The sequence below is a fragment of the Mycobacteriales bacterium genome, assembly GCA_035995165.1.
Lineage (GTDB): Bacteria > Actinomycetota > Actinomycetes > Mycobacteriales > CADCTP01 > CADCTP01.
Window position 1 is genome coordinate 11328 of record DASYKU010000031.1, and the last position, 14659, is coordinate 25986.

The 14659-nt window shown below is 71.5% G+C and carries 14 protein-coding genes; 3 read left to right on the top strand and 11 right to left on the bottom strand.

Annotated features, from left to right (window positions below; all coding sequences use genetic code 11):
- Position 1: 1 nt before the first annotated feature.
- The 4 genes from VGP36_05555 to VGP36_05570 form a co-directional block, all read right to left on the bottom strand.
- Entirely contained in the window at positions 2 to 1351 is a 1350-nt protein-coding gene (locus VGP36_05555; protein HEV7654189.1) for an aldehyde dehydrogenase family protein, read from the bottom strand.
- Entirely contained in the window at positions 1348 to 2727 is a 1380-nt protein-coding gene (locus VGP36_05560) for a glutamine synthetase family protein (GenBank protein ID HEV7654190.1), read from the bottom strand. Before VGP36_05560 ends, VGP36_05555 begins: the two co-directional genes overlap by 4 nt.
- Positions 2724 to 4277, bottom strand: a complete 1554-nt coding sequence (locus tag VGP36_05565) for an amino acid permease (GenBank protein HEV7654191.1) — start codon at positions 4275 to 4277, stop codon at positions 2724 to 2726. Before VGP36_05565 ends, VGP36_05560 begins: the two co-directional genes overlap by 4 nt.
- Positions 4278 to 4373: 96 nt before the next feature.
- Positions 4374 to 5090: an FCD domain-containing protein gene (locus VGP36_05570; GenBank protein HEV7654192.1), complete on the bottom strand. Its 717-nt coding sequence runs from the start codon at positions 5088 to 5090 to the stop codon at positions 4374 to 4376.
- A gap of 337 nt (positions 5091 to 5427) precedes the next feature.
- On the opposite strand from VGP36_05570, the gene VGP36_05575 reads away from it, so the two are divergent.
- The 3 genes from VGP36_05575 to VGP36_05585 all read left to right on the top strand — a co-directional run bounded on the left by VGP36_05575 (position 5428) and on the right by VGP36_05585 (position 6602).
- Positions 5428 to 6060, top strand: coding sequence for a TMEM175 family protein (locus VGP36_05575; GenBank protein HEV7654193.1), 633 nt, complete (start codon positions 5428 to 5430; stop codon positions 6058 to 6060).
- Between the two features lie 83 nt (positions 6061 to 6143).
- Positions 6144 to 6320 carry a hypothetical protein gene (locus VGP36_05580; protein ID HEV7654194.1) on the top strand — a complete coding sequence of 59 codons (177 nt, stop codon included), beginning with the start codon at positions 6144 to 6146 and terminating at the stop codon, positions 6318 to 6320.
- Between the two features lie 105 nt (positions 6321 to 6425).
- On the top strand, positions 6426 to 6602 hold the full coding sequence (locus VGP36_05585; GenBank protein ID HEV7654195.1) for a hypothetical protein: 177 nt from the start codon (positions 6426 to 6428) through the stop codon (positions 6600 to 6602).
- Here VGP36_05585 and VGP36_05590 read toward each other — a convergent pair.
- The 7 genes from VGP36_05590 to ilvC form a co-directional block, all read right to left on the bottom strand.
- Positions 6547 to 7197, bottom strand: coding sequence for a GNAT family N-acetyltransferase (locus VGP36_05590; GenBank protein HEV7654196.1), 651 nt, complete (start codon positions 7195 to 7197; stop codon positions 6547 to 6549). The two genes, VGP36_05585 and VGP36_05590, sit on opposite strands and share 56 nt — an antisense overlap.
- Before the next feature lie 126 nt (positions 7198 to 7323).
- Positions 7324 to 8250, bottom strand: a complete 927-nt coding sequence (locus tag VGP36_05595) for a branched-chain amino acid transaminase (GenBank protein HEV7654197.1) — start codon at positions 8248 to 8250, stop codon at positions 7324 to 7326.
- A gap of 96 nt (positions 8251 to 8346) precedes the next feature.
- Positions 8347 to 9381 carry a 3-isopropylmalate dehydrogenase gene (locus VGP36_05600; protein HEV7654198.1) on the bottom strand — a complete coding sequence of 345 codons (1035 nt, stop codon included), beginning with the start codon at positions 9379 to 9381 and terminating at the stop codon, positions 8347 to 8349.
- Between the two features lie 51 nt (positions 9382 to 9432).
- Positions 9433 to 11040 (bottom strand): phosphoglycerate dehydrogenase, encoded by a 1608-nt coding sequence (gene serA / locus VGP36_05605; protein HEV7654199.1) that lies wholly within the window; start codon positions 11038 to 11040, stop codon positions 9433 to 9435.
- 186 nt (positions 11041 to 11226) lie between these two features.
- On the bottom strand, positions 11227 to 11538 hold the full coding sequence (locus VGP36_05610) for a hypothetical protein (protein HEV7654200.1): 312 nt from the start codon (positions 11536 to 11538) through the stop codon (positions 11227 to 11229).
- A 9-nt stretch (positions 11539 to 11547) separates the two neighbouring features.
- Positions 11548 to 13245, bottom strand: a complete 1698-nt coding sequence (locus VGP36_05615) for a sodium:solute symporter family protein (protein ID HEV7654201.1) — start codon at positions 13243 to 13245, stop codon at positions 11548 to 11550.
- A gap of 353 nt (positions 13246 to 13598) precedes the next feature.
- Positions 13599 to 14612 carry a ketol-acid reductoisomerase gene (gene ilvC, locus VGP36_05620; GenBank protein HEV7654202.1) on the bottom strand — a complete coding sequence of 338 codons (1014 nt, stop codon included), beginning with the start codon at positions 14610 to 14612 and terminating at the stop codon, positions 13599 to 13601.
- Positions 14613 to 14659 lie beyond the last annotated feature (47 nt).

Sequence of the window (14659 nt, forward strand, 5' to 3'; positions counted from 1 at the left end):
CTCACTCCCCTGTCGCGACGAACACGTTCTTCACGTCGGTGAACCCGGCCAGCGCGTCCGGGCCCAGCTCCCGGCCGAGGCCGGACTGCTTCATCCCCCCGAACGGAGTGCCGTACCGGACCGAGGAGTGCGAGTTCACCGACAGCGCGCCGCTCTCCAGCGCCCGGGCCACCCGCAGCGCCCGGCCGACGTCGCGGGTCCAGATCGACCCGCTCAGCCCGTACGGCGAGTCGTTGGCCAGCCGGACCGCGTCGGCCTCGTCGGTGAACGGCAGCACCACGACCACCGGCCCGAAGACCTCCTCGGTCGCGACCGGCGCGGCCGGGTCGACCGGCGCCAGCACGGTCGGCGGGAACCACCAGCCCGGTCCACTCGGGACGGTGCCGCGGATCGCCACCTCGGCCGGGACGTACGCGGCGACCCGCTGCCGGTGCTCCGCGCTGATCAGCGGGCCCATCGAGGAGGAGGGATCCAGCGGGTCGCCGACCCGGAAGGCCGTCACGGCCGGCTCCAGCAGCTCCAGGAACCGGTCGTACACGGAGGCCTGGACGAGGATGCGGGAGCGGGCGCAGCAGTCCTGCCCGGCGTTGTCGAAGACCGCGCCCGGCGCGGTCGCGGCCGCCCGCTCCAGGTCGGCGTCGGCGAACACGACGTTCGCAGACTTGCCGCCGAGCTCCAGCGTCACCCGCTTCACCGTCGCCGCCGCGGTCGCGGCCACCCGGCGGCCGGTCGCGGTCGACCCGGTGAACACCACCTTCCGGACCGAAGGGTGCTCGACCAGCCGCTGCCCGGCGACCGCGCCGATCCCCGGTACGACCTGGAACACGCCCTCGGGGATCCCGGCCGCCAGCGCCAGCTCGGCCAGCCGCAGCGCGCTCAGCGGGGTCAGCTCGGCCGGCTTGAGCAGCACCGGGTTGCCGGCCGCGAGCGCCGGCGCGAAGCCCCAGGACGCGATCGTCATGGGGAAGTTCCAGGGCGCGATCACCGCGACCGGCCCGAGCGGCTCGGCGAAGGTCAGGTCGATGCCGCCGGCGACCGGGATCTGCCGGCCGAACAGCCTTTCCGGCGCGGCCGCGTAGTAGTGCAGCACGTCGCGGACCATCGCCGCCTCGCCGCGGGCGTTGCCGATCGGGTGCCCGGCGTTGGCGACCTCCAGTCCGGCCAGGTGCTCCAGGTCGCCGTCCACCGCCTCGGCGAACCGCCGCAGCAGCCGCCCCCGATCCGCCGGCGCCACCGCCTTCCAGGCCGGAAATGCCTGCCGAGAAGAAGAAACCGCGGCATCGACATCGTCCACAGTGGAATCGGGGACGACCCCGAGGACCTCCTCGGTGGCCGGGTTGACCAGCTTCACAGCCGCTCGAATCCGCGCCGCCGCTCCCAGTCGGTCACGGCCGAGTCGTACGCGGCCAGCTCCACCCGGGCGTTGTTGGCGTAGTGCTCGACCACGTCGTCACCGAAGGCGCGGCGGGCCAGCGCGCTGTCCGTCCAGAGCGCGGCCGACTCCCGCAGCGTCGCCGGCACCCGGGCCCGGTCCGCGTCCAGGTAGGCGTTGCCGAGGAAGGCCGGCTCCAGCGGGAGCTCCCGCTCGACCCCGTCCAGCCCGGCCGCCAGCATCGCCGCCACCGCCAGGTAGGGGTTCACGTCCCCGCCCGGCACCCGGTTCTCCACCCGCAGCGCCGGCGGCGCGTGCCCGACCACCCGGAACGCGCAGGTCCGGTTGTCCCGCCCCCAGGCCAGCGCCGTCGGCGCGAACGACCCCGGGACGTACCGCTTGTACGAGTTGACGTTCGGCGCGCAGAACAGCGTCAGCTCCCGCATCCCGGCCAGCAGCCCGGCCAGGAACGAGTCGAAGGTCTTCGAGTGCCCGTGCCCGCCGTCGGAGAACACCGGGCCGCCGTCCGAGGACCGCAGGGACAGGTGCACGTGGCAGGAGTTGCCCTCCCGCTCGTCGTACTTGGCCATGAAGGTCAGCGACCGCCCGTCCTGGGCGGCGATCTCCTTGGCCCCGGTCTTGTAGAGCACGTGGTCGTCGCAGGTGGACAGTGCCTCGCCGTACCGGAAGGCGATCTCGTGCTGGCCGAGGTTGCACTCCCCCTTGGCCGACTCGACCGTCATGCCGGCGCCGGCCATGCCGAGCCGGATCCGGCGCAGCAGCGGCTCGATCCGGGCGGTGCCGAGCATCGAGTAGTCCACGTTGTACTGGTTGGCCGGCGTGAGCCCGCGGTAGTCGGCCTTCCAGGCGTCCTCGTACGTGTCCTGGAAGACCATGAACTCCAGCTCGGTCCCCACGTACGCCGACCAGCCCCGCTCGGCCAGCCGGTCGAGCTGCTTGCGCAGCACCTGCCGGGGCGAGGGCGGCACCGCCGTCCCGTCCCCGGCGACCACGTCGCAGTGGATCAGCGCGGTCCCCTCGTGCCAGGGGATCCACCGGATCGTGTCCAGGTCCGGCCGCCACTCGAAGTCGCCGTAGCCGCGGTCCCAGCCGGACAGCGCGTACCCGTCGACGGTGTTCATGTCGACGTCGACGGCGAGCAGGTAGTCGCAGCCCTCGACCGTCCCAGGTGGACGGTCGGCCGGCAGCACGTCGTTCAGCAGGTGCTCGGCCGCCATCCGCTTGCCCTGCAGGCGGCCCTGCATGTCGGTGATGACGAGCAGGACCGTGTCGATCCGGCCGTCCTCGACCTCGCGCCGCAGTGCCTCCAGGTCGAGTCGTCCGCGCCCACTCACCCGGCCGCCTCCAGGTCGCGCTCGATCTCGGCCAGCTCGGCGGCCGAACCCTGCACCTTGGGCCCGGTGAACCACTTGCGGGCCGAGACCAGCCAGTAGATCCCGGCGAAGCCGATGACCGCCAGCACCGCGACCGGCGTGTAGTTGAAGGTCGTCTTCGAGACCGGGTTCACCTGCGGCAGCATGAACAGCACGGTGATGAAGCAGACCCAGACCACCGCGATGATCCCGATCGGCCGGCTCCACCGCCCCAGGTGCCACGGCCCGCGGACGAACGAGTCGCCCTGCATCAACCGCAGCAGCGTCGGCAGCACGTACGCGATGTAGAGGCCGATGACCGCGATCGAGGTGACCGCCGCGTACGCGGTGGCGTTCCAGAGGTAGGGCAGGCCGAGCACGAACGCACCGCCGGCGGCGAGCCAGATCGCATTGGTGGGCGTCCGGGTGCGCGGGTTGATCCGGTGCCAGAACGAGGAGCCCGGCAGCGCGCCGTCCCGGGAGAACGCGTAGATCATCCGCGAGTTCGCCGTCACCGACGCCATCCCGCAGAACAGCTGGGCCACAATCACGATGAGCAGCAGCAGCTTCCCGCCCGTGTTGCCGACCGCGTCGAGGAAGATCTGCGCCGGCGGCACCCCGGTGTCGCTGTTGAGCGCCCCGTCGTAGGACTGGATCGCGAACGTGACGCCGAGCAGCAGGATCCAGCCGGCCACGATCGAGACCACGATCGACATGACGATGCCGCGCGGGCCGGCGGTGGCGGCCGACCGGGTCTCCTCGGTCATGTGGGCCGAGGCGTCGAAGCCGGTCAGCGTGTACTGCGCGAGCAGCAGCCCGATCAGCGCGACGTAGAAGCTGTTGCCCCAGCCGGTGTTGTTGACGAACTGGGTGAAGACGAAGTCGGCGGACTGGTGCTTGTCCGGCACGAACGCCAGCGACAGCACGATGATCGCGACCCCGACGACGTGCCACCAGACACTGACGTCGTTGAGCTTGGCCACCAGGCCGACGCCGAAGGTGTTGATGGCCCCGTGCGCCAGCAGGATGATCCCGAACAGCAGGATCGTGTGCCAGGCCCGGGTGTCGAAGCTGAACTGCAGGTCCAGGTACGCGTTGAGGAAGAACGCGGCCCCGAAGTCGATCCCCGCGGTGACCGCGACCTGGCCGAGGAAGTTGAACCAGCCGGTGAACCAGGACCAGGCGGCGGCGTTGGACTTGGCCAGCTTCGCCGACCAGTAGTAGAGGCCGCCCGCGGTGGGGAAGCTGGAGCAGACCTCGGCCATCGCCAGCCCGACGGTCAGCGTGAACGCGCCGACGATCAGCCAGCCCCAGGTGATGACCGCGGGGCCGCCGGTGTTCATGCCGAACAGGTAGAGCGTCAGGCAGCCGGACAGGATCGAGATGATCGTGAACGACACCGCGAAGTTCGAGAACGCCGACATCCCGCGGCGCAGCTCCTGGGCGTAGCCCATCTCGTTGAGCCGGCGGGTGTCCTCGTCACGCAGGTCGGTAGGGGGATCGGCGGGAAGGGAGTCGTCGGTCGTCGCCACGGGGGGACCTCCGCTCGCGGAAATGGTCTGCGATCAGTCCATTAAGCGGAGATTCACCCATCGGGCCGCCCGGCTGTCAAGGGACGCCCCCGGCGGTCACCCGAGGAAACCGCGCAGCAACGCCGCCGTGCCGTCCACGTGGCCGGCCATCTCCCGCCGGGCCCGATCCGGATCACCGGCCAGCACGGCCTCGACCACGGCGGTGTGCTGCTGCTCGGAGTGCCGGATGTTGCGCGGCAGCAGCGGGATCGCGTCGAGCAGGTCGTTGAGCCGGACCCGGACGTCGGCCACGGCGGCGGCCAGCGAGGGCGAGCCGGACAGCTCGGCCAGCGCCAGGTGCAGCCGGGAGTCGCGCTGCCGGTAGCCGCTCGGCGGCCCGGCCGCGCAGTCGGCCAGCCGCTCCCGCAGCAGCGCCGCCTCCTCCGGCCCGAGCCCGCGCCGGGCCGCCAGCTCGGCCGCCCCGGTCTCCAGCACCGACCGCAGCGTCAGCACGTCCTCGAGGTCCGCGGTCCGGGCCCGCTCCAGGGCGCCGGCCGGCGGGACGGCCGCGTCGGCCGGCACGTAGCGGACGAAGGTGCCGCCGAGGCGGCCGCGCCGGGATTCGACGTACCCGGCCCGCTGCAGGTCGGCCAGCGCTTCCCGCAGCGTCATCCGGCTCACCCGCAGCTGCGCCGCCAGCTCCCGCTCGGCCGGCAGCCGGTCGCCGGCCTGGACCAGGCCGAGCTTGATCGCCTGCAGCAGCCGCTCGACGGTCTCCTCGAAGGCGTTGCCCCCGCGCACCGGCCGGAACGCAGCCGTCACCGGCTCAGCCACGGACCCCACCTCCCGCAGCGACGATAAGCCCCGCCGCGGCGGTCGCCCCGCCGTGGGGCGGCCCGGGGAATCTGCGTCGTCAGCACGGCCTCTCAGCACGCGGACGCCCCGGCTCCGGATCCCGGCCGGCGACGCTCGACGCGTATGCGGGCGACGTCGTGCCATCGACCGCGTACGGCCCCCGTCACCTCGAACGCGAGGCGGTCCCGATCGAGCCGGAGGATCGGCCGTACGCTGTCGCCGACCGGCGGCGGTGCCGCGAGCTGAGCAGCGCCGGCGCTCCGCGGATGGTTGACGCGCGGCCCACGAGCGGGCCGCGGGAGGGCAGAATGCCCCGATGCGTACGGGACGTGGCTTCGAGCGGTTGATGACCTTCGCGGACGCCGTGGTGGCGATCGCCCTGACCCTGCTGGTGCTGCCGCTGTCGGAGTTCGCGACCGACCTCGAGGACGACGGCACGAGCGTCGGCGACGTGCTCTCCGACCACCGCGACGACATCGGCGCGTTCGTGCTGAGCTTCGTCGTCATCTGGGTGCTGTGGTCCATCCACCACCGGATGATGGAGTACTTCGACGCGTACGACGGGGTGATCGCGCGGCTGATGCTGGTCTGGATGTTCACGATCGTGGTGCTGCCGTTCGTGACCCAGCTGCTGGCCGGCCCCGAGTACGACCACGGCGCCGTGCCGCTCTACGACGGCGTGCTGCTGGTCTCCTCGCTGGCGCTGGCCGGCCAGTCCTGGTGGGGGCACCGGCACCCGGAGCTGCTGCGCCAGGACAGCGAGGAGGTCCGGCAGTGGCTGGCCGAGCCGGTGTCGTTCGTCACCCCGGCCATCCTGCTGGTCGCGCTGGTGCTCGCGACCGTCCAGCCGGCGATCGGTACCTGGCCGCTGATCGCGCTGGTCCTCGACGACCGGCTGGAGCACCTGTGGATGCGGCTGCGCGGCCACCGTCACGCCGCGGCCTCGTGATCAATCCCCCGTGGCTGGGCAAGGTGCCTGGGTGCGGACGGAACGGGGATTCGAGCGACTGACCACTTTTCGCGGACGCCGTGGTGGCGATCGCGCTGACGCTGCTGGTGCTGCCGCTGGTCGACATACCGCAGGAGCTGAAGGACGGCGAGGGACTCGACGACGCGCTGGGCGACCACTGGACCGAGCCGTTCACCACCCAGCTGCTGACCAGCGCGCTGTCCAGCCGGGGCGCCACCGCGCTCTACGACGGCTGGTGATCTCCTCCCTCAGCCTGGTCGCGGCATCTCCTGGTGGGGCTGCCGGCGCCCGGAGCTGCTGATCAAGAGCCAGCACGAGGAGGTGTCCCGCTGGACCGGCGAGCCGTGTCGGTGTCCACCGCGATCATCTTCACGATCAACCTCGTGCTCGTGCTGATCTGGCCGGCGGTCGGGTCGTACCCGCTGTTCGCCCTGCTGGTCGACGACTCGGTCGAGCGCTGGTTCGTCAACCGGTGGCGACGCCGAGCAGCGGCCGGCACGGCTCCAGCCCCTCGATCGTGACCGGCACCGTCCGGGTCGCCGCCCAGGTCGCCCGGTCCAGCCGCAGCCGCTGCTCCACCTCGAGCCGGCCCCGGACGGCCTGCCGGCCCAGGCCGTCGGGGACGTAGCCGAGCTTGCGGGAGACGCCGAGCGAGGCGGCGTTGTCGGTGTGCGCGCCGGACAGCGCGGTCTCGGCCCCGAGCCCGGCGAAGCCGAGGTGCAGCACGGCGGCCCGCATCTCGGTGCCGATGCCGCGGCCGTGGTGCTTGCGGCCCAGCCACGACCCGCTGTTCACCTCGCGGGTGACGGCGAAGTCGTTGCCGCCCAGGTCCTGGGTGCCGACGACCTCGCCGTCGGCCAGCACGCAGAAGTTGAGCGACCACCGCTGCGGGGTGTGCTCCGCCCAGATGCGCCACGACCACTGCAGGACCGAACGGGCGCGCTCGTCCGGCGGCAGGTCCGTCCACGGCGTCTGGAACGGCATCACCGCAGGGTCGTGGATGCCCTCGGCGGCCAGCTCGCCGAGGACGGCGAGCTGCTCCAGGGAGGGCAGCCGCAACTCCAGCCGCGGGGTCCGCAGCACCAGGCCGAACAGGGGCCAGACGTCGGTCAGCACCCCTTCAGTGTCGCGAGGGTGTCAGGCGATTTACTCCGCCGCAGGTTCGCCTCCGGGCGCTGCGCTCCTCGGGCAGTCACCGGATGCCGCCGCGGGAAGCCCTGCGATGCTCACCGCCCCGTCGGCTCACTCCCCGACGTACTCGTTCCACTCCTTGTAGCGGTCGACCTCGCCCTTGGTGGCGGCGGAGAAGACCTCCACGATGTCCTTGGTGACCGGGCCGGGCTTGCCGGTGCCGACCTCGCGGTCGTCGACCGAGGCGATCGGCACGATCTCGGCCGCGGTCCCGGTGAAGAACGCCTCGTCGGCCATGTAGAGGTCGGTCCGGACCAGCGCGTGCTCGACGACCTCGTAGCCCTGGTCGCGGGCGATCGTCATCACCGAGTCGCGGGTGATGCCGGCCAGCAGGCCCTCCTGGACCGGCGGGGTGACCAGCGTCTTGCCCTGCACGATGAAGATGTTCTCACCGGTGCCCTGCACGACGTTGCCGGCCGGGGACAGCAGGACGGCCTCGTCGTAGCCGGCCTTGAGCGCGGCCACCTTCGACAGGGACGAGTTCACGTACTGCCCGGTGCCCTTGCCCTGCGGGGCGATCGAGTTCTGGTTGATGTGCTGCCAGGACGAGGTCATCGCCCGGCAGCCGTTCGCCATCGCATCCGGGCCGAGGTAGAGACCCCAGGGCCAGCAGGCGACCATGACCTCGGTGTGGCTCGGCAGCGGGTTGAGGCCCATCTCGCCGTAGCCGAGGTAGACCAGCGGGCGGATGTAGCAGGACTCGACCTCGGCGATCCGGACGACCTGCTTGGTCGCCGCGACGATCTCCTCCGGGGTGAAGCCCGGCTCCATGAAGTACACCTTGGCCGAGCGGAACAGCCGGGCGATGTGGTCGGTCAGCCGGAACACGGCCGGCCCGCGCGAGGTCCCGTACGCCCGGATGCCCTCGAAGACGCCCCAGCCGTAGTGCAGCGTGGGGTTGAGGATGTGGATCGTGGCGTCGTCCCAGTCGACGAGCGTGCCGTTCATCCAGATCTTCTTGGTCGGCGTGATGGGCACGGGTCGGCTCCTTCGGCGGCTTACGCCCAATCGGGAAATACGAGGACGTCCTACCATCTCATTCCGGACGCCCGCGGCGCCACCCGATCAGATCTCTCAGACGGGGGTGTGCTGGCTGGTCAGAGCAGCGAGCCGATCGCCGATGGACCCGGTCTTGCCGGGGTCGGCGTGGTCCCGGGTGGCCAGGTCGAAGGCCACCGCGGCATTCACCCGCCGCGCCTGGTCGCCGTGCCCGAGGTGGTCGAGCAGGAGCGCCACGGACAGCACGGTCGCGGTCGGGTCGGCGCGGCCCGTGCCGGCGATGTCCGGCGCGCTGCCGTGCACGGGCTCGAACATGCTGGGGTTCGCCCGGCTGACGTCCAGGTTACCGCTGGCGGCAAGACCGATCCCGCCCGTCACCGCAGCGCCGAGGTCGGTGAGGATGTCGCCGAACAGGTTGTCGGTGACCACCACGTCGAACCGGGCCGGGTCGGAGACGAAGAACATCGAGGCCGCGTCCACGTGCTGGTACGCCACGGTCACCTCGGGGTGCTCCCGGGAGACCTCCTCGACCTTGCGCGACCAGAGCGACCCGGAGTAGGTCAGCACGTTGGTCTTGTGCACCAGGGTCAGGTGCTTGCGCTCGCGCTCGGTCGCCCGCCGGAACGCGTCCCGGACCACCCGCTCGACCCCGAACGCGGTGTTCACGCTGATCTCGGTGGCCACCTCGTGCGGGGTGTCCTTGCGCAGCGCGCCGCCGGCCCCCGAGTACGGCCCCTCGGTGCCCTCGCGGACCACGACCATGTCGATGGACGGGTTGCCGGCCAACGGGGTCCGCACGCCCGGGAACAGGCGCACCGGGCGCAGGTTCACGTGGTGGTCGAGCTCGAAGCGCAGCCGCAGCAGCAGGCCGCGCTCCAGCACGCCCGGGGGCACGCTCGGGTCGCCGACCGCGCCGAGGAGGATCGCGTCCTGGTTGCGCAGCTCGCTGATGACCGAGTCCGGTACGAGCTCACCCGTCCGGTGCCAGCGGGCGGCGCCCAGGTCGTACGTCGTGGTCTCGACCCCGGACACCGCTTCGCGCAGGACCTTGAGGCCCTCCACCACCACCTCGGGTCCGATGCCGTCCCCGGGGATCACCGCCAGCCTCATGACCTCGGAGGTTATCCGACACGCCGAGGCCAGCGGCCAGAGGGCCGGTCGCTATTCGGTGTCGATGTCCGCGTCGCGCACCGTGGTGGCCCCGATCTCGGCCCCGATCGCGGCCAGCACGTCGGCCGGGACGGCGCTGTCGACGGTCACCGTCATCAGCGCCTCGCCGCCCCGCCGCGTCCGGCTGACCTGCGCGCCGGCGATGTTCACGCCGGCGTCGCCGAGCCGGACGCCGACCGCGCCGACCACCCCGGGCCGGTCGGTGTAGCGGAAGAACAGCAGGTGGCCCTCCAGCCGCAGGTCCACGTCGTACCCGTCGACCTCGGTGAGCTTCTGCTCCTGCTTCGGGCCGGTCAGCGTGCCGGACACGCTCACGGTCACGCCGGTGGCCAGCACGCCGCGCACGGTCACCAGGTTGCGGTGGTCCCCGGCCTCCGCGTACGTCGCGATGCCGACGTCGACGCCGCGGTCCTTGGCCAGCAGCGGCGCGTTGACGAACGTCACCTGCTCGGAGACCACGTCGGTGAACACGCCCTTGAGCGCGGCCAGCTGCAGCACGCTCACGTCGTACGCGGCGATCTCGCCCCGGACCTCGACGGTGATCGACTGGGCGACCCCGCCGGCCAGCGCGGTGAAGACCCGGCCGAGCTTCTCCGCCAGCGGCAGCCCGGGCCGGACGTCCTCGGCGACGATGCCGCCGGCCTGCACGTTCACCGCGTCCGGGACGAACTCGCCCTGCAGGGCGAGGCGGACCGAGCGGGCCACGGCCAGCCCGGCCTTGTCCTGGGCCTCGACCGTGGAGGCGCCCAGGTGTGGGGTGACGACGACGCCCGGCAGCCCGAACAGCGGGCTCTCGGTGGCCGGCTCCGTCACGAACACGTCGATGCCGGCGCCGCCGACGTGGCCGGACGCGATCGCGTCGGCCAGCGCCTGCTCCTCGACCAGCCCGCCGCGGGCGGCGTTGACGATCCGGACGCCCGGCTTGGTCAGGGCCAGCTCGCGGGCGCCGATCAGGCCCATCGTCTCGGGCGTCTTGGGCAGGTGGATGGTGACGAAGTCGCTCTCGGCCAGCAGCTCGTCCAGGGTGACCAGGCGGACGCCGATCTGGGCGGCCCGGGCCGGCTGCACGTACGGGTCGTAGGCGATCAGGCGGACGCCGAACGCGGACAGCCGCTGGGCGACCAGCACGCCGATCTTGCCCAGCCCGACCACGCCGACGGTCTTGTCCGCGACCTCGACGCCGGTGAACTTCGACCGCTTCCACTGCCCGGCCTGCAGGCTCGCGTCGGCGGCGGGCACGTTGCGGGCGACCGCGAGCAGCAGCGCGACCGCGTGCTCGGCGGCGCTGACGATGTTGGAGGTCGGCGCGTTGACGACCATGACGCCGCGGGCGGTGGCGGCCGGCACGTCGACGTTGTCCAGGCCGATGCCGGCCCGGGCGACGACCTTGAGCCGGTCGGCGGCGGCCAGCGCCTCGGCGTCGATCCTGGTGGCGCTGCGGATCAGCACCGCGTCCACATCGGACAGTGCCGGCAGCAGGGCGGCCCGGTCGGCGCCGTCGACGTGACGGAGCTCGAAGTCCGCGGACAGCACCTCCAGCGCGGACGGCGCGAGCTCCTCGGCGACGAGGACGACCGGACGGCGCTCGGGCTGGGCCACTGCTGTTCCTCCTGGGATCGGCGACGCCGAACCCCCGCCGGCGCCCTGCAATGGTAGCGACGCGGCGTGAGCCCCAGGACGGGCGCGGCGGATCCGTCCGTCACACCGGCGTTGCCCGGCGGTGACGAACGTTACATCCCGCGGGCCCCTGTCCACATCGGACAGAGGCCCGCGGGAAAGCGCAGCTCAGTGGATCGGTGGGCCGGCCTCCTCGGCCTTCGCCGCGGCCGAGGGGCCCTCGATCTTCAGCGGCCGGGTCCGGGCCCAGAACAGGAACAGCCCGCCGAGCACCAGCATCCCGAGCCCCATCCAGAGGTTGATCCGGATGCCGGCGGCCTTGTCGATCTCCTGCTTGGAGTCGGCCAGGCCCACGATGATCAGCACGACCCCGTAGATCCCCATCAGCCCGCCGATGAGGTAGCGCAGGTCGAACAGCCGGGACGAGGCGCTGTGCTCGGCGTTGAACTCCTCTTCCTGGAGGTCTTCGCTGTCGGTCATGACAACCTCCTAGAGGAAGATCAGGCTGAGGATCAGCGTGATGAGCAGGGCGCCGCCGCCGAGCAGCTTGGGCGACTCCCACCAGGGCAGCTTCGGACCCTTCGGCGGCGCGTTCGGGTTCGGGACGCGGGCGACCAGGCCGGCCAGCTCCGACTCCGGTTTGGGCGCGGTGAACATCGTCACCGCGACCGTGACGACCGCGTCGACGACGAACGCGATGATCGCGCCGTAGAAGTTCTGGGACTGGGTGGACTCGATCGTCACCCACGGGCTCCAGATGTCCAGGCTGCCGATGTTCAGGCCGGTGAGCGCGAAGTGGCCGACGGCGGCGGCCACGGTGCCGGTCAGCAGGCCCCAGAACCCGGCCCAGGCCGTCGTCCGCTTCCACAGCATGCCGATGATGAACGTGGCGAACAGCGGCGCGTTGAAGATCGAGAACAGCAGCTGCAGGTAGTTCTGGATGTTCGAGTAGCCCGACGCGATGAATGCCGTGCCCACGCTGACCAGGATGCCGATGATCGTGATGTACCGGCCGACGCGCAGGTAGTACTCGTCGGAGCGGTCCCTGGCGAACCGGGCCCGCCAGATGTCGTACGTGAAGACGGTGTTGAACGAGCTCACGTTCGCCGCCATGCCGGCCATGAACGCCGCCAGCAGGCCGGCCAGCGCGACGCCGAGCACGCCGTTGGGCAGCAGCAGGCCCATCAGCCGCGGGATCGCGTCGTTGTAGGTCGCGTCCCCGTCCGGCTGGCCGATCTTCGGGATCAGCACCAGCGCGAGCAGACCCGGGATGATCGTCAGGGCCGGGATGAAGATCTTCGGGTACGCCCCGATCAGCGGGGTGCGCTGCCCGGCCGAGAGGTCCTTGGCCGCCAGCGCCCGCTGCACCTCGGCGAAGTTCGTCGTCCAGTAGCCGAAGGACAGCACGAACCCGAGGCCCATCACGATGCCGATCCAGTCACCCAGCGGGTTCGTCGGATGGCCGACGGCCGTCCCGCCCCACTGGCTGAACAACGCCGCCCCGTTGGGCTGCTGCGCCTCGATCTTGTCCTTCAGGCCGCCCCAGCCGCCGACCGCGTGCAGGCCGACGATGACGACCGGGATGAGCCCGGCCAGGATCACGAAGAACTGCAGGACCTCGTTGTAGATCGCGCCGGACAGCCCGCCCAGCGTGATGTAGCCCAGCACGAAGCCGGCCGCGATGATGATCGAGACCCAGATCGGCCAGCCGAGCAGGCTCTTGATGATCAGCGCCATCGCGAACAGGTTGACGCCGGCCTGCAGCACGGCCGAGGCCGCGAAGGTCCAGGCGTTGAACTGGTGGGTGGCGCCGTTGTACCGCCGGCGCAGGTACTCCGGGACGGAGTGCACCCGGGAGCCGTAGTAGAACGGCATCATCACGATGCCGAGGAACACCATCGCCGGCACGGCGCCGATCCAGTAGAAGTGGACCGTCGAGATGCCGTACTGCGCGCCGTTCGCGGCCATTCCGAGGATCTCGATCGCGCCGAGGTTCGCGGAGATGAAGGCGATCCCGGTCACCCACGCGGGCAGCGACCGGCCGGACAGCAGGAAATCCTCGCTCGTGGCGATGGAGCGCCGGGCCAGCACGCCGATCGCGATCACGATGATGAAGTAGAACGCGAGGATCGAGTAGTCGAGGAAGTTGACGTCCAGTCGACCGCTGCTGTCCGCCGCGAGGATCATTGAGGTCTGTGTCACCCGGGCCTCCCAGCTGAAACAGGACGGCTGCGGGTGCGGTCGCCCGGGAGTTCAATGTCACCGAAAGTGGTCCCGGCAAACCTCTGCGACCGGCATTGCTCATCTGAGCAGCGAACATTTCTCGTCGCGGAGGCGGGCGCGGCGGCGTCCGGACCGCAGCGACGCGCCGACGGGTCGCCGCGCGGCGCGGAGGGAGGACGCCGCCTCCCAGCGCCCGCACAGCATGCGACCGGCCGCCGCCCGCGCTGCTGGCGCGGGGCGGCGGCCGGTCGGTCGGCCCGGGTTCCCTTCTGGGGAAGCGGGCGTTCGTGGCGACCGTCAGGCGGTCGCGGAGACCGTCAGGCGGTCTCGGTGATGGGGCGGTCGACCCAGGACATCAGCCCGCGCAGCTTGCGGCCGACCTCCTCGATCGGGGCGCCGGCGGCCTTGTCCCGCAGCGCGTTGAACGTCGGCCGGCCGGCGTCGTCGTCCGCGATGAGCTCGCGGGTGAACGTGCCGTCCTTGATCTCGGCCAGGATCTGCCGCATGGAGGCGCGCACGTGGTCGTCGATGATGCGCGGCCCGCGGGTCAGGTCGCCGAACTCGGCGGTGTCGGAGACCGAGTAGCGCATCCGCGCGATGCCGCCCTCGTACATGAGGTCGACGATGAGCTTGAGCTCGTGCAGCACCTCGAAGTACGCGATCTCGGGCTGGTAGCCGGCCTCGACCATCGTGTCGAAGCCGGCCTGCACCAGCGCGGTGGTGCCGCCGCAGAGCACGGCCTGCTCGCCGAAGAGGTCGGTCTCCGTCTCCTCGGTGAACGTGGTCTCGATGACGCCGGCACGGGTGCCGCCGATGCCCTTCGCGTACGACAGGGCCAGCGGGAGGCCGTTGCCGGACGCGTCCTGCTCGACCGCGACCAGGCAGGGCACGCCCTTGCCGTCGGTGTACTGCCGGCGGACCAGGTGGCCCGGGCCCTTCGGCGCGACCATGGCCACGTCGACGCCCTCCGGCGGCGTGATCAGGCCGTAGCGGATGTTGAGGCCGTGGCCGAAGAACAGCGCGTCGCCGGGGACCAGGCTCGGCGCGACCGACTCGGTGAACAGCGTCCGCTGCACCGTGTCGGGGGCCAGCATCATGATGAGGTCGGCCTCCTCGCAGGCGTCCGCGGGGGTGAGCACCCGCAGCCCCTCCGACTCGGCCTTCTCCCGGGACTTCGACCCCTCGGGCAGCCCGATCCGCACGTCGACCCCGGAGTCGCGCAGCGACAGGGAGTGCGCGTGCCCCTGGCTGCCGTAACCCAGCACCGCGACCGTGCGGTTCTGGATCAGCGACAGGTCGGCGTCGTCGTCGTAGAACATCCGGGCTGCCATGTGGAGCGTCCTCTCTGGACTGTCTGGTGTGGACTATCGCGTTCGGT